16 protein-coding genes are annotated in these 14982 nt (G+C 43.1%); 6 read left to right on the top strand and 10 right to left on the bottom strand.

The features are described 5' to 3' along the window. Positions 1-542: 542 nt before the first annotated feature. Together ITG12_RS17990 and ITG12_RS17985 are read left to right on the top strand one after the other, a co-directional pair. Positions 543-1163: a LysE family translocator gene (locus ITG12_RS17990; RefSeq protein ID WP_038867386.1), complete on the top strand. Its 621-nt coding sequence runs from the start codon at positions 543-545 to the stop codon at positions 1161-1163. 11 nt (positions 1164-1174) lie between these two features. Beyond that, positions 1175-1441: a hypothetical protein gene (locus tag ITG12_RS17985; protein ID WP_038877804.1), complete on the top strand. Its 267-nt coding sequence runs from the start codon at positions 1175-1177 to the stop codon at positions 1439-1441. 126 nt (positions 1442-1567) lie between these two features. Here ITG12_RS17985 and secF read toward each other — a convergent pair whose 3' ends face one another. The 4 genes from secF to ITG12_RS17965 form a co-directional block, all read right to left on the bottom strand. Next, positions 1568-2470, bottom strand: coding sequence for a protein translocase subunit SecF (gene secF / locus ITG12_RS17980; protein WP_038867383.1), 903 nt, complete (start codon positions 2468-2470; stop codon positions 1568-1570). A gap of 3 nt (positions 2471-2473) precedes the next feature. Next, entirely contained in the window at positions 2474-4312 is a 1839-nt protein-coding gene (secD, locus tag ITG12_RS17975) for a protein translocase subunit SecD (protein ID WP_038867483.1), read from the bottom strand. A gap of 166 nt (positions 4313-4478) precedes the next feature. After that, positions 4479-4958, bottom strand: coding sequence for a hypothetical protein (locus ITG12_RS17970; protein WP_038877615.1), 480 nt, complete (start codon positions 4956-4958; stop codon positions 4479-4481). A 144-nt stretch (positions 4959-5102) separates the two neighbouring features. Further along, positions 5103-5771, bottom strand: a complete 669-nt coding sequence (locus ITG12_RS17965; protein ID WP_038867378.1) for an SH3 domain-containing protein — start codon at positions 5769-5771, stop codon at positions 5103-5105. Positions 5772-5853: 82 nt separating this feature from the next. Here ITG12_RS17965 and ITG12_RS17960 point away from each other — a divergent pair, with 82 nt between their 5' ends. Beyond that, positions 5854-6396 (top strand): hypothetical protein, encoded by a 543-nt coding sequence (locus ITG12_RS17960; RefSeq protein WP_038867376.1) that lies wholly within the window; start codon positions 5854-5856, stop codon positions 6394-6396. A gap of 175 nt (positions 6397-6571) precedes the next feature. Continuing rightward, positions 6572-6802, top strand: coding sequence for a hypothetical protein (locus ITG12_RS27805; protein WP_080774283.1), 231 nt, complete (start codon positions 6572-6574; stop codon positions 6800-6802). Positions 6803-6874: 72 nt separating this feature from the next. Here ITG12_RS27805 and ITG12_RS17955 read toward each other — a convergent pair whose 3' ends face one another. Together ITG12_RS17955 and ITG12_RS17950 are read right to left on the bottom strand one after the other, a co-directional pair. Beyond that, positions 6875-7483, bottom strand: coding sequence for a class I SAM-dependent methyltransferase (locus ITG12_RS17955; RefSeq protein WP_042600211.1), 609 nt, complete (start codon positions 7481-7483; stop codon positions 6875-6877). A 42-nt stretch (positions 7484-7525) separates the two neighbouring features. After that, complete coding sequence (locus tag ITG12_RS17950; protein ID WP_038867482.1) at positions 7526-7987, bottom strand: Lrp/AsnC family transcriptional regulator; 462 nt, start codon at positions 7985-7987, stop codon at positions 7526-7528. 148 nt (positions 7988-8135) lie between these two features. Here ITG12_RS17950 and ITG12_RS17945 point away from each other — a divergent pair, with 148 nt between their 5' ends. Together ITG12_RS17945 and ITG12_RS17940 are read left to right on the top strand one after the other, a co-directional pair. After that, positions 8136-9062 carry a DMT family transporter gene (locus tag ITG12_RS17945; protein ID WP_038877807.1) on the top strand — a complete coding sequence of 309 codons (927 nt, stop codon included), beginning with the start codon at positions 8136-8138 and terminating at the stop codon, positions 9060-9062. 94 nt (positions 9063-9156) lie between these two features. Next, positions 9157-9819: a flagellar brake protein gene (locus ITG12_RS17940; RefSeq protein WP_038877621.1), complete on the top strand. Its 663-nt coding sequence runs from the start codon at positions 9157-9159 to the stop codon at positions 9817-9819. Positions 9820-9877: 58 nt separating this feature from the next. On the opposite strand, the gene luxQ is transcribed toward ITG12_RS17940, so the two are convergent. From luxQ to ITG12_RS17920, 4 genes are all read right to left on the bottom strand, one after another. Then, positions 9878-12454, bottom strand: a complete 2577-nt coding sequence (luxQ, locus tag ITG12_RS17935) for a quorum-sensing autoinducer 2 sensor kinase/phosphatase LuxQ (protein WP_038877624.1) — start codon at positions 12452-12454, stop codon at positions 9878-9880. After that, positions 12454-13551 (bottom strand): autoinducer 2-binding periplasmic protein LuxP, encoded by a 1098-nt coding sequence (locus ITG12_RS17930; protein WP_038867368.1) that lies wholly within the window; start codon positions 13549-13551, stop codon positions 12454-12456. Before ITG12_RS17930 ends, luxQ begins: the two co-directional genes overlap by 1 nt. 377 nt (positions 13552-13928) lie before the next feature. Next, positions 13929-14240, bottom strand: a complete 312-nt coding sequence (locus ITG12_RS17925; protein ID WP_038877626.1) for a GIY-YIG nuclease family protein — start codon at positions 14238-14240, stop codon at positions 13929-13931. Then, positions 14237-14890: a YceH family protein gene (locus tag ITG12_RS17920; protein WP_038877628.1), complete on the bottom strand. Its 654-nt coding sequence runs from the start codon at positions 14888-14890 to the stop codon at positions 14237-14239. Before ITG12_RS17920 ends, ITG12_RS17925 begins: the two co-directional genes overlap by 4 nt. Positions 14891-14982: the final 92 nt, after the last annotated feature.

The raw sequence follows: 14982 nt of genomic DNA, 5'->3' as shown, positions 1-14982 counted from the left end.
AGGTTAAATACGCTTAAGGGATTGATTTAAAAAGACTTAAACTATAGACAACTTAATCAACAATGATTAAAACCATCTTTATTTCAGTCACTTATACGAATTTTTATGTTTATTGCATTTACAAAGAGTGAAAGATCATCTTTGGTTTCTAAACTAATAATTCTTAATTAAATCATTGGAGTAATAGTTCCAATAGATGACCTTACAAATATTAAATATATCATTTATTTAGATATCACCTTGCATTAAAATTTTAATTAGCATCAAACCTTTAATGACAATTAAATCAACGTAAAATAAATAAAAACCCAGAAATATTTTCCTTAATATAGGCTTATTTAAAAACCGATTTTTTATAAATGTCACCATTTGGTGCATGCAAGCACTAATATGTCGCAATCATTTAATTACTATTTTATTTTTATTAAATAGTTGAAAGGTAGATGGATGTCCAAGAAGGTAACGACTTTTATCTATGGCATCGAAGAGCACTTTGCACTATCTTTGTTGCCTGACTAGCTAATAATACAATAATCACTAATATGAATACCGCTTTGCTGACCATGTTTATCCCCACCTTTTTCTTTGTTTCTATCACGCCTGGTATGTGTATGACACTCGCGCTCACGCTAGGCATGAGCATCGGCTACCGAAGAACCCTGTGGATGATGGCAGGAGAATTAGTTGGGGTGGCGTTGGTTTCTGTCTCTGCAGTACTTGGTATTGCCGCAATCATGCTCAACTACCCGTGGCTGTTTACTGCGCTCAAACTGATTGGCGCTAGCTACCTGCTCTATCTGGGAATTGAAATGTGGCGTTCACGAGGTAAGCTCGCAATCAATGTTGATAGTATTGATGTACCGACTAGTGGTAACTGGGATTTGGTACTTCAAGGGTTTATTACAGCCATCGCAAACCCGAAGGGGTGGGCGTTCATGATTTCACTTCTCCCTCCGTTTATCGATCAAAGCGCAGCACTCACGCCTCAACTTGTTGTTCTCGTCTCTATTATTTTGTTATTTGAGTTCATCTGTATGTCTCTTTACGCTACTGGTGGCAAAGGACTTAAACGTTTACTAGGCCAATCAAAAAACGTGCGCTTGATGAACCGAATTGCAGGCACTTTGATGATGGGTGTCGGTGTTTGGTTGTTATTGAGCTAATTCAGCAAGCAATGACACACATCTTATATAAGTTCAAACAGACCATTCGTGAGGCACTCGATTTTCAGGCTCGCGTGTGGGTAGTAAACGTCTATACGGGAGAGCACAAAGGCGAGTCTTATGTGGTGAATGAGGACAGCTTTTCGGAACCATTACAGTGGATGAAGAAGAAAGGTTATCAAGATGCCATGCTCACCAAAGTTGAATCGATGAAGCGTTCCCAAATCATAGAGTTCGATCTTGGTTCAGTGAAGCATCGCCTAATGCGCGTTAAGTAACACCTTCTTTTATTTTATTTCTCGTTTCTCGTTTCTCGTTTCTCGTTTCTCGTTTCTCGTTTCTCTAGATAAAAAAGCGCCACTCAAGTTGAGTGGCGCAAGCACTTTTACCTTAAACACCAAACATTATGGTGCAGTGTCGATCTCTACTGGTAGGTAGTGTTTTGGTTCTAGCTTCAACCATTCCGGAAGCACCGTACCAATCGAGATAGATGACCACGTACCCGATAGTACGCCGATAAACATTGCTGTTGAGAAACCAGCAAGAGCTGAGCCCCCCATTATCCATAGTGCTCCAACAGTGATAAGCGTTGTACCAGACGTCACCATAGTACGGGAGAACGTCGCCAGTACCGCTTCATCGTTAATTTGTTCCGTTTTCCAACTTTGCTTAGCAACCAGTAATTCACGAATTCGGTCTGCAATGATAATCGAGTCATTCAACGAGTAACCGAGAATAGCGAGAATCGCTGCGAACACCGTTAAATTGAATTCCATTTGGGTAATAGCAAAGAAACCCAGAACGAGAATAACGTCGTGCGCGAGAGCGAACAATGAACCACTTGCTAAACGCCACTCAAAGCGGAAACACAAGTAACCAAGAATTGTCAGTACTGAAACCAGTAGCGCTAAACCACCTTGATCGAACAAATCCTGACCTACTTGAGCCCCTACGATACTGTTACTTACAACTTTCACTTCATGTGAGATCGGCTTAAGCGTCTCTGCCACACTTGGTAAAGTTTGACCCTCTGTTGGTGCTGAATAGCGAATCACCCAACGACCATCCTCACCAGAACGAGTTACTGATGTCGAGTCACCCAACTTAGGTTGCAGTGCATTCAATAAATCGTGGTTCGTTAGTTGTTTATCGACTTTCACTTCGGTAACCATACCACCAGTGAAATCAAGACCTAAGTTTAGTCCCTTCATACCAAGGGCGACCAGCGCAATGACCGTTAGAACAACAGAAACAAACGTTGTGAAGTAACGAATCTTGCGGATATTTTGTTTTAGCATTTCAACCATGATTTAAACCCTTACATCACGACGGCCATCACGGCCCCAAATTAAATTAATCATTGCACGAGAAGCGAATACGCCAGTAAACATACTGGTCATCAAACCCAAGCCTAGTGTTAAAGCAAAGCCCTGAATTGGACCGTTACCGATCGCGTATAGAATCACTGCTGTGATCATGGTGGTGATGTTGGCATCAAGGATGGTTGCAAATGCACTATCAAAACCGAGGTCAATCGCTTGAGCGAAGCTGCGACCCTCTCGCATTTTGTCCTTAATACGTTCAAAGATAATTACGTTGGTATCCACTGCCATACCTACGGTCAATACCAAACCGGCAATACCAGGCAATGTAAGTACCGCGCCTGGAAGCAGCGCGATTAAGCCAAGCAAGCAAAGCATATTTGCACAAAGTGCTACGTTTGCAACCCAACCTAAACGACGGTACCAAAGCGCCATAAAGGTGAGCGTTAAGCCCATACCTAGCGCAAGCGCAGCAAAGCCGTTTTGAATGTTTTCTGCACCAAGAGAAGCACCAATTGTGCGCTCTTCAACAATCGTTACTGGGGCAGTTAGAGAGCCTGCACGCAGAAGCAAAGCTAGTTGTTGCGCTTCATCCATGCTGCCAGCACCTGTGATGCGGAATTGGCTACCAAGTTGAGATTGAATCGTTGCAACACTGATGACGCGTTCACTGCGCTCTGTCATGCCGCGTTCATTTGTCTTGTACTCACGGTACACGGTCGCCATAGGCTTACCAATGTGAGTCGCGGAGAAGTCACTCATCTTCTTACCACCCGCGTGGTCTAGAGAGATGTTTACTTCTGACATGCCCATTTTATCCACACCAGCACGTGCGTTTACAATGTGCTCACCAGTAAGGACAGGACGTTTAGCAAGAATAACGGTACGGCCGTCGTTGTCTTTTAGAACAAGATCTTGGCTGCTTCGTGCTTGGCTTGCATCTTTCACTTCATAGAAAGCAAGACTCGCTGTTGCACCGATAACGTTTTTCGCTTGGGCAGGATCTTGAACACCAGGAAGTTCGATACGAATACTCTCTTTACCTTGACGTTGAACCATCGCCTCGGTAATACCGAGTTCTTCTATACGACCGCGCATGATCTTCAAGTTTTGTTGCAACGTAGTCGTTTGGAACTCTTGGATATTTTGTTCACTTGGTTGAAGTTCAAAGCCGCGGTCTGTGCTTGTCATCGTCCAGCCAGGGTAGTTTTGGCGAAGGAATTGGCTTGCTGCTTTCAACCCTTCCTCGTTTTCACTGTTTACCGCAATATGGTTGCCCGCTTCGGCGCGAACCTGAACACCACGAACACGCTCTTCACGAAGGCTTGCTTTGATCTCGTCTACTAATGCGTCACGTTGTTCTTCGAATGCTTTATTTACATCGACGTTCAGCAGGAATTGCACACCACCACGCAAATCCAAACCTAGCTTGATTGGGCTAAAGCCCATTTCATTTAGCCACTCTGGTGCAACCGATACGTAAGAGAACGTAATGCTGTCGTCTTTGTTTAGTTGTTCGTTTAACAGAGCACGCGCTTTACTTTGTGCATCTTCGCCATCGAAAACGATTGTGGTTTGGCCGTCTTTCTCAATGATCTTCGACGCAGGAATGTGATGCGACTTTAATAGCTGATCCAATTGAACCACTGACATCGCACTGTTGTTTTGGTCAGCAAACGTAACCTGAATAGACGGCTGCTCGCCAAACCAAGTTGGGATTGCGCTCAAAGTTAAGATGATAACGGTCGTAATTAATACGACATATTTCCATGCTGAGTAATGGTTCAGCACTTTTCTGGTTTTTTGTGGTTTCGGTGTTTTCTTCATGTAAACATCATCCATTCACTAATCAGTGAATATTCAAATAGTTAAATTCAAGACACGACAAAACGATTACCCAACTAAAAGCAGGTATGGAATGCGCAGAACGATCACTCGCCCTGTAAAAATGTTGTCGTGTTAAGAATGCACAAGATGTGCAGAGTGATGGTGTTTAAGCTGAAAACTGACTATTGAGAGCGACGTACATGGCATTGGTGTCTTTCCAACCAGCAATACGATGGTCACTAACAAAATGGTGAAAGGTAGATTGGTTTTGACGCCAACTGATGTCCATTAGGCTATACGCATAGCCAGCATCGGCGTAAAAAGGACTGGTTAGATCGCCAACGAAATCAACATGTTCGTCGTCGATATTCTCACGTAGGTGCGATGTCCAACGCTGAGAGTTAAAAATAGCGAATGAATCTTGGCTGGCATGCCCCTCTGAAACAGGAGACTGAGTAGACTCTTCTGTCAGCTCGGAGATATCAACCGGAGAGTTCGTTGCGGAGTTAGCAACCGTAAAAGGTTGTAACTTAGAGAAGTGAGGTAAGTGCGATTTATGTTCTAACTGCGCAGCAGACGCTTGCATTGGCGATAGCACCATTGCAAGTAGCAGCAAAAACAGTTTTCTAACGTAAATCCAAGGCATGATAGCTCACTTAAAACAAAACGAGCCGAGTTCTTCAACTCAGCTCGCAGATAGTATTCCTATTGCTTATAGTTAACAACTAAAAAGTTATAAATCTCTGTTTCCAACCTTGGAAAACAACATCCACCAGCGTTCAACAGACATTCATCGATAAAATATTTCACCTTTATCGACATCTAAATAGATTTTGTTTTCTTGTTCTAGCCCGCCGCAATATATGAAATACACATTGCGCTTTTTATACGTCACAGAGCGAACCCATCCACCAAGCTCTTCGAAGTCACTAGGCGCACACGTTTCGTCATCAAGCAATTGCTGCGTTTTATTACGGAATATATCTAAGTGTACTTTCAAATCATCGGACTTTTGTAAGTAGTTGTCCAATATTTCCAAGCGCTCTTGTTCTTTAATCACCGGTTGTGAATCCGATAGCCCTTTCGCATCGACCCATTCTGCCGTTTCTTCCCCGCCCTCTTCATAAACAATGTAATCCGAGAGGCGAAACCAACCATCAGCTTTCTCCAGCACCGATACTTTCTCACCCTTATATAGGGCATCAACAATCAATGATTGGTTATCGGGTTTGTTATACACGTTGATGCGGCGTTCTGTGACATAGTATTCGGTGACCTCTGGAGCAGGCACTTCTAAATCCATGATAGGTTTTGGTTCCTCTTTTGGACCCACCTCTTTTTCAGGCTTAAACGGCGCTTCAGCGACAGGCTCGTCTTTTTGCATAAAGAAGAAGTAGTACCCTGCCCCAGCGCCTCCAAGCAGCAATAAAATGACCAGTGCAATCAGTGCTTTCTTCATGTCCTATTCCTTTTCTTCTTTGTATCAACGGCGCCCATACAGCATCTATACTGATAGCAGATGCATAACTTACGTGACAACAATGATGAACAAGCTCAAATGGATATTGCTCCTAGTTCCACTTCCAGCATTCGCCAATATTCAATGTGACCACGCTTCGTGGAATGACAATCTTACCCAATTCAGTCGTTTAGAGTCCAATTACAATGAACATGCTCGCTTGTTTAATGAGAGCCTAAAAGAATACAACGATAGTCAGATGTACTCACAAACATTTTCAACGGATGAGTTAAGCAAACTTTGGCGTACGCCTTCCAATAAAAACCGCTTGAAAAAGCAATTGTTGGAGTCAGAGGAACAACGAGAGGATTTCATCGAAATGTCACGCGCTATAAACGCCCTGATGCATCGCTCTCAAACCATCGCTGAAAATTGGAAACGCATTGTCTTTTATTGCCAGAAGGAAGGCGCTAAGTCGAACGAGATCACGGCGAACTGGTATCTGACCAATACATTAGAAATGCAAAATGACTTCCGAATTTTGGCAGGAAAGTACCTCACACTTGCCAATCAATATGGCATGGAAATCGACGCTATTAATTATGCACGAAACAGCTCTGAATGATTCTGTTCATATTGGGATTGTTCCCCCTTTCAAATTGAGCAATTAATAATCAAACAGGCCAATTTATAGAGACATCTGTCACAATAACGCTTTACTTACGACCAGTTTTTGGGTAATTTACCCATTAACAAAATTTAATATAAAGTCACATTTGGCTGGAGATGATGCTACAAAAATGGTTATCAATCGATTAAGTAACAGGGATTGTCCTAATGCTACCAAAGCCAAGTTTTTGTCAGTAGTTAGGCACGTTAAACAGTTCGGTTCAATCAGTGACTTGGACCTTTGTAAAATCTTCGGAGAGACAATTTGGAGCGATGGGAGGGAATACCATTCAGCCGCGTTCTCATTTAAGGTTGATAGACACACAGGTAACTGTGAGATCTCAAAATACAAATACCAATAAGGCTTAAAAGAATCACCAAGCGGAGTCAGGCAACTGACTCCGTTTTTTATTGCTCGCTAAACGAAAGGCGATTTAATGTTTTGGCATCACAATAGTGAAATCGTGCTCGGAATACCCTTCAACCAAATAACTGTCCTTACATAACAGTCGGCAATAACGCAGTATTCCCTCTTTGTTGTGCGATTCAAGCATCTTCATACTCGGTAACTTTGCCTCATCCAATAAGTTAAACGCACAGGCTATCTTCGCCGCCCGATACATCTTCTCAATCATCTCGACAGTATGATTTGGATTAGCTGATTGATAATTCAAAGAGCCAGAAGCCAAGACATAGTCCGCACTCGGCAGCACAAGTTTGGAAAAGTCTCCTCGTATGTAATCCGCGTGTGTTTTAAAGGCTCTTTGCCTAGCCACAGAAATGAACTGCTTCTGCTGGTCAATTCCGATATAGCCAGATAAGCAGATATCTTTTTGCTCTAAATATTCAAGTAAATCAGCATAACCACATCCGATATCTACAAGGCTCGCACCATCAAGCGGCAAATCATGACACAAGACTTCAAAGCGACTTACTTGGCTAAACTTGTCCTGCCAACCTAATGTTTTTGCCTTGTCGTCACCAAATTGCTTATATCGTTTACGGTGATAATGAGCGATACGCAGCCTATCTAACCACTTCATGTTTACTTACCTTTCGAAACCACTTTATGATTTAGCATCAACTTAAGTCTGAGTATAAATAGGAAGATTACCATTACCCTTCACTTGTCGAATGGCTAAGTGCGTGTGGATGTCTTTTACATTTTCCAATCGCTGTAATTTTCGAGTAAACGACTCATAACCCATCAGATCTTTGCTTACTACTTCGAGCAGATAGTCGTATGCCCCAGAAACAACATGACAAGAGATGACCTCTTCCATATCACCGATGGCCTGTTCAAAGTCATCAATAGAGGTTGCTTGGTGATTATTCAAACTGACCTCAACAAACACCGTCATCGCGATGCCTGCTTTATCACGTGAAATCATTGCCCTATAACCGCTAATGACCCCTTCCTGCTCTAGCCGTTTGATCCTTCTTGCACAAGGTGAGGCAGAGAGTCCGACTTTATCTGCAAGCTCACTCGTCGTCATCGTCGCGTCTTGTTGAATCAAATGAAGTAATTGGCGATCTATTTTATCCATTTCATCATCCATGCCAAATTTCACCAACAAAAGCTTTCATTGAGATTAAAACCATCAATATTAAGCAATATAGCGCTATATTTTGCCACCATTAATCGTCACTTTCATCCGATAATTAACACATTATTCACAAAGTATTGGACACATGATGGCTTTAGGATACGCCGCGATGCTCACCACCCTTTTTCTTTGGGCTGGTTTTTTTCTGTCCCTCAAAGGCGGGGCGATTTCTAATCTTGAGCCAGCAGACATTGCTCTCACCCGATTTCTCATCCCGGCCTTAGTCTTATTTCCATTTGTCATCAAATCGATGGATCACGTGCGCGCGGTCCCCAACAGATACCTCCTCGGTCTCCTTCTTGGCAGTGGCTTGCCTTACTTGTTGATTGTTGGCACTGCAATGCAGTTTGCCCCTGTCGCGCATGGCAGTGCTCTCGTCCCTGGAACCTTGCCTTTATTTGTATCTGCTATCGCGGTAATTTGCTTTCAACAACCACTCAGCCGGCATCGAATTATTGGTCTCTCGGCGGTGTTGTTTGGTATAGCTGTTTTTTTATTGTCCAACTTGGGAAGTGAATACAATTGGCCCCAACTTAAAGGGCATTTTTTGTTTTTGCTGGGTAGTTTGATGTGGGCCACGTTTACTATCAGTGCTCGTGTAGCAAATTTGAGTGCACAGGTTTGCGCTGGGTTTGTATCGATCATCTCGTTTGCGATGCTTATCGTTGCCATCGGTTTTGGTTGGACAGACAGTTACCTCGCCATCACTCCCTTAAACAAATGGCCATGGAGTGAACTCTTTGGACATATCTTACTGCAAGGTGTTGGCGCTGGGTTAGTTGCCTCTTTCACCTTCCTCTATGCCGTAAAAAACATTGGGGCAGAAGCGAGTGCAGCCTTTGGTTCCTTAACCCCGGTGCTCGCGACCTTGCTGGCGATACCGGTTTTCAATGAAAGACCAGATATCTTAACTTGGTGCGCACTCTTTTTGGTTACGTGTGGCAGCATCGTGGCAAGCAATGTTTTAATGAAACAAGACCCTGGACAAAAATATCAGCCCCCCGTTCACAGATAAGAATAAAAATGCACGACTTTTGTCTCCGACTATTGAAAGCCAAAACGGCGTTTTGATAACCTGTTGGGCATAATAAATTACAACGTCAGATGTTATGCCTTCAACTCACAGCAAAGACGAATTACATCGATTTTTAAAAACAGGAATGCGCCTCTGGGTTAACTTCGAGTTCAGCTCGGAAGAAAAATACAGTTACGCTGCGACTTATATTGGATTGAAAGAAAACGCTTATATCATTCTCGATATTCCGACACGGCTACTGGAAGAACAAGCACTCCGTAAGCTCAATAATGTCGATGTGGTCATCCGAGGCGTTTCAGATACGGATTTGGGACACGTGATTGCTTTTAAAACCAGCGTTCTGATGAATATTCTACGTCCATCTCCGTTGTTGTTTATTCGTATTCCCGCCACATTCGCGACCAAGCCCGTGCGAGAACATGAACGCTACAAGCTACAGCTGGGTTGCGCTATCGACCATATGAACAATAAATACGAAGGCTGCTTGATTGATTTCTCGTTATCCGGTTGTGGGATCTCAACCATGATAGAACCAGAGTTCTTAGTAGGTGATAGGATCACGATAGACTCACCTCTAAGTGGTTATATTGATGATGACAATCGCTGCTCCGTTGCAAACATTAAGAAACTTGCCAAGGGTTGGATTATTGGAGTGCAATTTGCGGAGCCTTTGAATATGACGGAAGAACTCAAAACAGAGTTGCTTGAACAATCCTTTTCTGCAGCGACAATATAACGAATCAATAGTGTCAACGATAAGAGGGGCCACTACGCCCCTCTGTTTCGGTTTTTAATTACGTTCTTTCTACTAAGAATCGCTGCTTGAAATCGACAAATGCCTCGTGCAATGCGTTCTCTTTGATCGGTTTGAGCAGCACATAGTTCGCCCCTGCTGCCATAAATGCATCACTGGTTTCTTTTGCAGTATCTGCAGTACAAGCGTAAATAGGCGTGCCCAGCCGTAAATTCTGGCGTATCTCGTGCGTCGTTTCGATACCACCAAGGTGCGGCAGTTGATTATCCATCAATATCAGATCGTAATTATTGTCAGACAGATATTCCATTGCCTCTAAACCGTCTTTCGACCAATCCACCTGCATTTTGTATTTCTTACAAAATGCTTGAAGGATAAAGGCATTGGTATGATTGTCTTCCACCAGCAAGACTTTTAAGCTTTCATCGAACAAGGCTTCTGGTTTCACACGCTGACTGGCATCCAAAGGACGAAGTACACGCGCTCGGTCTTTCACAGGTAGCGTGACGACAAATGTGGTGCCATGTCCTTTACTACTACGAACTTGAACGTCACCTTCTAGCATGTCGACAAGGTTCTTCACGATGGTCAAACCTAGGCCACTACCGCCGTATTCACGAGTGGTTGTTGCCTCTTCTTGCACGAAAGGTTCGAACATTTGGTCAAGCTTATCCGATTCAATACCAATCCCTGTATCGATGATCTCAACAACCAAGACACTGTTCTCTGCGCCATAAAATTGCTCTAACTCTGCTTTTAGATGAACACTTCCGGATGGCGTGAACTTCACCGCATTACTGACTAAGTTAAACAAAATCTGATTGAGTCGAACTTGATCAGTAAAGATTTCGACATCTTGATCGAGCTTGTTCTCAATGATGAGTTCAACGCTCTTGTTATTACAAATTGGACGATAGATGTTGTCTAGCGTGCGAATGGTGTCATTAAACGAAAACGGGTGCTTTTGAATATTGAACTTACCTTGCTCAATCTTGGAAAAGTCTAAGATATCATTCAAAACTGCCAATAAATGCTCACCACTATGGCAAAGCACATCGATTTGATTCTTCTGTTCTTCGGTTTCCACCGTGTCTTTTAATAACTGTGCGACACCCAAAATACCGTTAATCGGCGTTCGAATTTCATGGCTCATCTTTGCGAGAAAATCAGCACGAGCTTGCGCGGACTTTTCTGCCTCACGCCGTGCAATGTTACTCTGCTTTTCGGCTTCGATGAGGGTCGTGATATCTTGACCCTGAACGATAATACCGCTGATGTCACCATCAACTCGAATTGGCGATAAATTCCAACGGTATATCTTGTTGCCAATAGGTACGTTAACCCCTGTCAATGTCGCTCCTTGAGCAGCCATTTTCAGGTGTGGGGTCAGTTTCTCTTTGAAACCTTGGAAGACCGGATGCATGGTTTCATGATCGTCATCTATCACCAACTCTTTGCGTGCTGCTGGGTTCATCTGAATCAAGATACTTTCTTCCGACCAAACCATGATTGGCGATAACGCAAAATTAAACAGATCTCGGAAAGACTTCTTCTGCGCTTCTAGCTCTTCAAAGGTGCTTTCCAGCGTTGATCCTATATGATCAAACTCTTCAATATTTGAACCGTTAAATCGTTCAAACCCTTTTTCCTCACGCGCGGAACGCGTGTAAGACATCAATGATTCCAGTTGAGCCGAGACTTTACTCTCAATCCATTCCTTGGTCAGCAACGCAATCATAATCATGCCAACAATCGAAGCCAGCATGGCTAAAAGGTGCTGGATTTGCAGCGTCACGACACTGTGATTATCTTGCGCCGTGAGCAAACACAATTCTGTCGTCACCGCATTAACTTCAATCGGAGTTTCTATGACGAGCAGCTTATCGAGTTTCTTTTGTGATCCTTTACGCTGCAATACGTCTGCAACACTGTATGCTTCATCTCCTATGAGAGAGTTTGCTAGCGGGACATTGTTGGCAACCATTACGACATTATCCACGTTACTCTCGCTTTTGAGTTTTTCCATTAGTGCGAAATTGTTATCTAACACAACAACATTAAAGGAGAAACCCAAAACCTCTCCGGTCGGCGGGGCTATTACAGGTACACGGCGAAGCAACATATGTCGAGAACCAATCGAGGTCATCACATTAACGTAATACCAGTTATTACTGAACGTGACGCGATTGGCGAGACTATCAAGGATAAGATCGTTCACGCCATAAAAGTGTGCGTTGCCATCATCCCAAATGATGCCTTTATGGTCAGTCAGAAAACGAAATTCTGGTGTATGAGCAGGATCGCTTTGGTCAATACTGAGGAAGAAGTAATTCAACGCATCTGTATTTCTGTCAACGTAAAAATTACGAATCACTTCACTTTTTGTATTGCTATCGTGATGGATTTGAATCGCCGCGAAATGGCTATCGAAAATGTTGTGTATCAGAGCAGAAGTTTGTTGCTTGGTCCTGTCTACTTCTTGCCAAATGATCTGTTTAGAGAAGTAATAGCTCTGAATAAAAATCCCGAGAATGATCGGGGCGAGAACAAGAATGATGATCTTTGTAATGAGCGTCGCAAGAGAGCGACGCTTTTTGGCGTTTGAACGTATTGTCATCAATTATCTGAGTATCTAAATGCACGCTTCTTAAGCGCTTCGATTCTTTCCGGTGAATCCGCTTTCGTGACAATTTCAAAATCACCGGAATACACGGTAGGTACCGGCTTTCCTTCCAAGTCCCACTTAATGGCTTCTGCCATCGCAATCCCGGTGTCGTCATTCATACGCATGACAGTAATGTCGAGATCGCCTTTTTGGATGGCGTCTAACTCGGCAGAGCCCCCACCCCATCCGTTAATCATAATGTCTTCTCTTCCCAATTCAGAAAGTGCATCAACCGCACCCAACGCCACATCAGTAGAGCAAGCATAAATAAAATCAACATCTGGGTATTTGGCTAAACTCGCTTTCGCAGCATCATAACCAGACTGCTTTGTTGCTTTTGTATAGTAGGCTGATTGTAGCTCAAAGTTATTATCACGGTTAACTTGGTGAATAAAAGTATCACCTCTTACGTCACTAATGTAACCCTCAGAAAAATAAAGCACGCTGTAATAAGTGTGTTTTGGGAAGTACTTTCCGAATTCCGTTGCTAATTCTCGACTGCCTTCTGCATGGTCAAACCCAACATATAAAAACGGCTGATGTTTGTCCCACTCTCGTACTGGCGTAGTGATATTTTGTAAAATCAGCTTGGTATTTGTTGAATCCAATACATGTTCAACAAATTTACGATGTCTGGTGGTATCCAGAGTGAAGATTAAGTAATCAGATTTACTTTTTAATGCTTCCATTAAAGACAAACTCTGTTGCTTTATATCGGCATTCGGACGCGTAAACACTTGGTTAATTTGATAGTTAATATTCAACTTATCTAAACGCTTTTCAAAAGCAGCAATGTTTCGTACCCAGTAATCTGACACTTGTTGACCCGGATATACGACGGATATTTTAAGTGGACGTGTTCTGGTTTTAGAGAATGGCACAGGACGTTCGCGAACGGCTTCTGCTAAGGCATTGGTCAGCTTTCTTTGCTCAGGAAACTCATCAAGAAAATCTTGGTATGCCCAATAGCCATTAAGCACTTGTGTCGCATGTGAAATCGGTGAAAAACCGATCATAGAAATCAGAGAAAGTAGTACCGCTTTTTTCATGTGTTGCTCTTATAGTTTTTTATGGAGCATGTCGCTGCTCTATTTTATTACCTAGCCGAGTCATCCTTTACCCTATTTGCACATATCCATAAAAGCCCGCTTGTATACCCAAGTAACTTCAGATGCTTGGGTCTCTATAAATGTTTCTATTAAGCCTTGCGGGGCATTACCGTATTATGTGTTACTACCGACGGAAATGATACCCACCCCCGTCAAAAATAAACCGCCATTTGAAGGCGGTTTGTCTTTTTGAAAAAGAAGTGTTTGCTTGAGGTATCAAACCTTGGATTAGCAGCACAGTTTTGCATTTTCTGGCTCATTCAACATCGCGTTTGAATGGCGTTATTTTTGCTCTTATTTTTCCGTGCACGTTTGACTTACCGCATTTGAAAAGAAAGCGTTTGATTGTCATCGACGTTGATCTTCGCGACTTCTTCTACCAATTGCTCTTTCTTTGTTTTGGTCAGTTGTTTGATGAAATATTCCGCTTTCATCGCAACACTTTTACTTTCAAAACAAGATGACCACTCCAAAGTCAGTGGCCCCTTCCCTTTCAGTGCTTTCGCACCTTTTCCCGTTTGATGCTGTTTAAAGCGTCGCTGTACATCATTCGTCACACCACAATACAGTGCATCGCGGTTGTTTCGGATCAGATACACACTCCAGCTTTGCTCGGCAATGTCACTCATGAAAGCAGCGACGCGACCTGTTCTTTTAGTGCTTCTAATTCTTCACGAAGTTGCACTACTTCTTGTTCTAGCTGAGCAATGCGCTCGGCACCGGCAGAAGAAGGAGCAGATAACGCTACGGCCAGTTCGCTCATGTCAACTTCACCACAGAATAGGTGCATGTAACGAGACTCACGTTTACCTGCCTCACGAGGAAGTTTTACAACAAGCGGGCCTCTTTCTTCACCAGCTAAAAGCTCAAGTGCGTTTTCAACTTCTTTAACATCATTGAAAGTAGCAAGACGGTTTGTTCGCGTACGGATCTCACCCGGCGTTTGAGCACCACGTAACAGCATGCAACACACGATGCCTTTCTCTTGTACGCTAAGCTGTAAATCGCCGAACTCTGTATTACAGAATCGATGCTGATACTTACTCACTCGACTGTTAAAACTGCTTTCATCACTTACAAGTCGACGCTCAATGAGCGCATCCACTGCATCTAAAACGTCAGCTTCAGATAAAGACATAACCGGCTCGCGGTTACTTTTTTGATTGCACGCATTCGTTAGCGCGTTAAGGCTGAGAGGGTATTGGTCGGGGGTAGTCACTTCTTTTTCGATCAAGCAACCAATTACTCGTGCTTCAATTGCCGTTAGCTCAACTTTCATAATGCATTTCCTTATTATTTTTGCATTTGAATTTGGGTATCAGGCTAAAGCATAGCGTATGGACCTGACACCCTTTGCGATTCGGGGTAGGT

Origin of the sequence: Vibrio sp. ED002 (assembly GCF_023277445.1) — a bacterium.
In the GTDB taxonomy this organism is placed as follows: domain Bacteria; phylum Pseudomonadota; class Gammaproteobacteria; order Enterobacterales; family Vibrionaceae; genus Vibrio; species Vibrio jasicida.
This window is presented reverse-complemented; position numbering and strand designations above follow the sequence as displayed.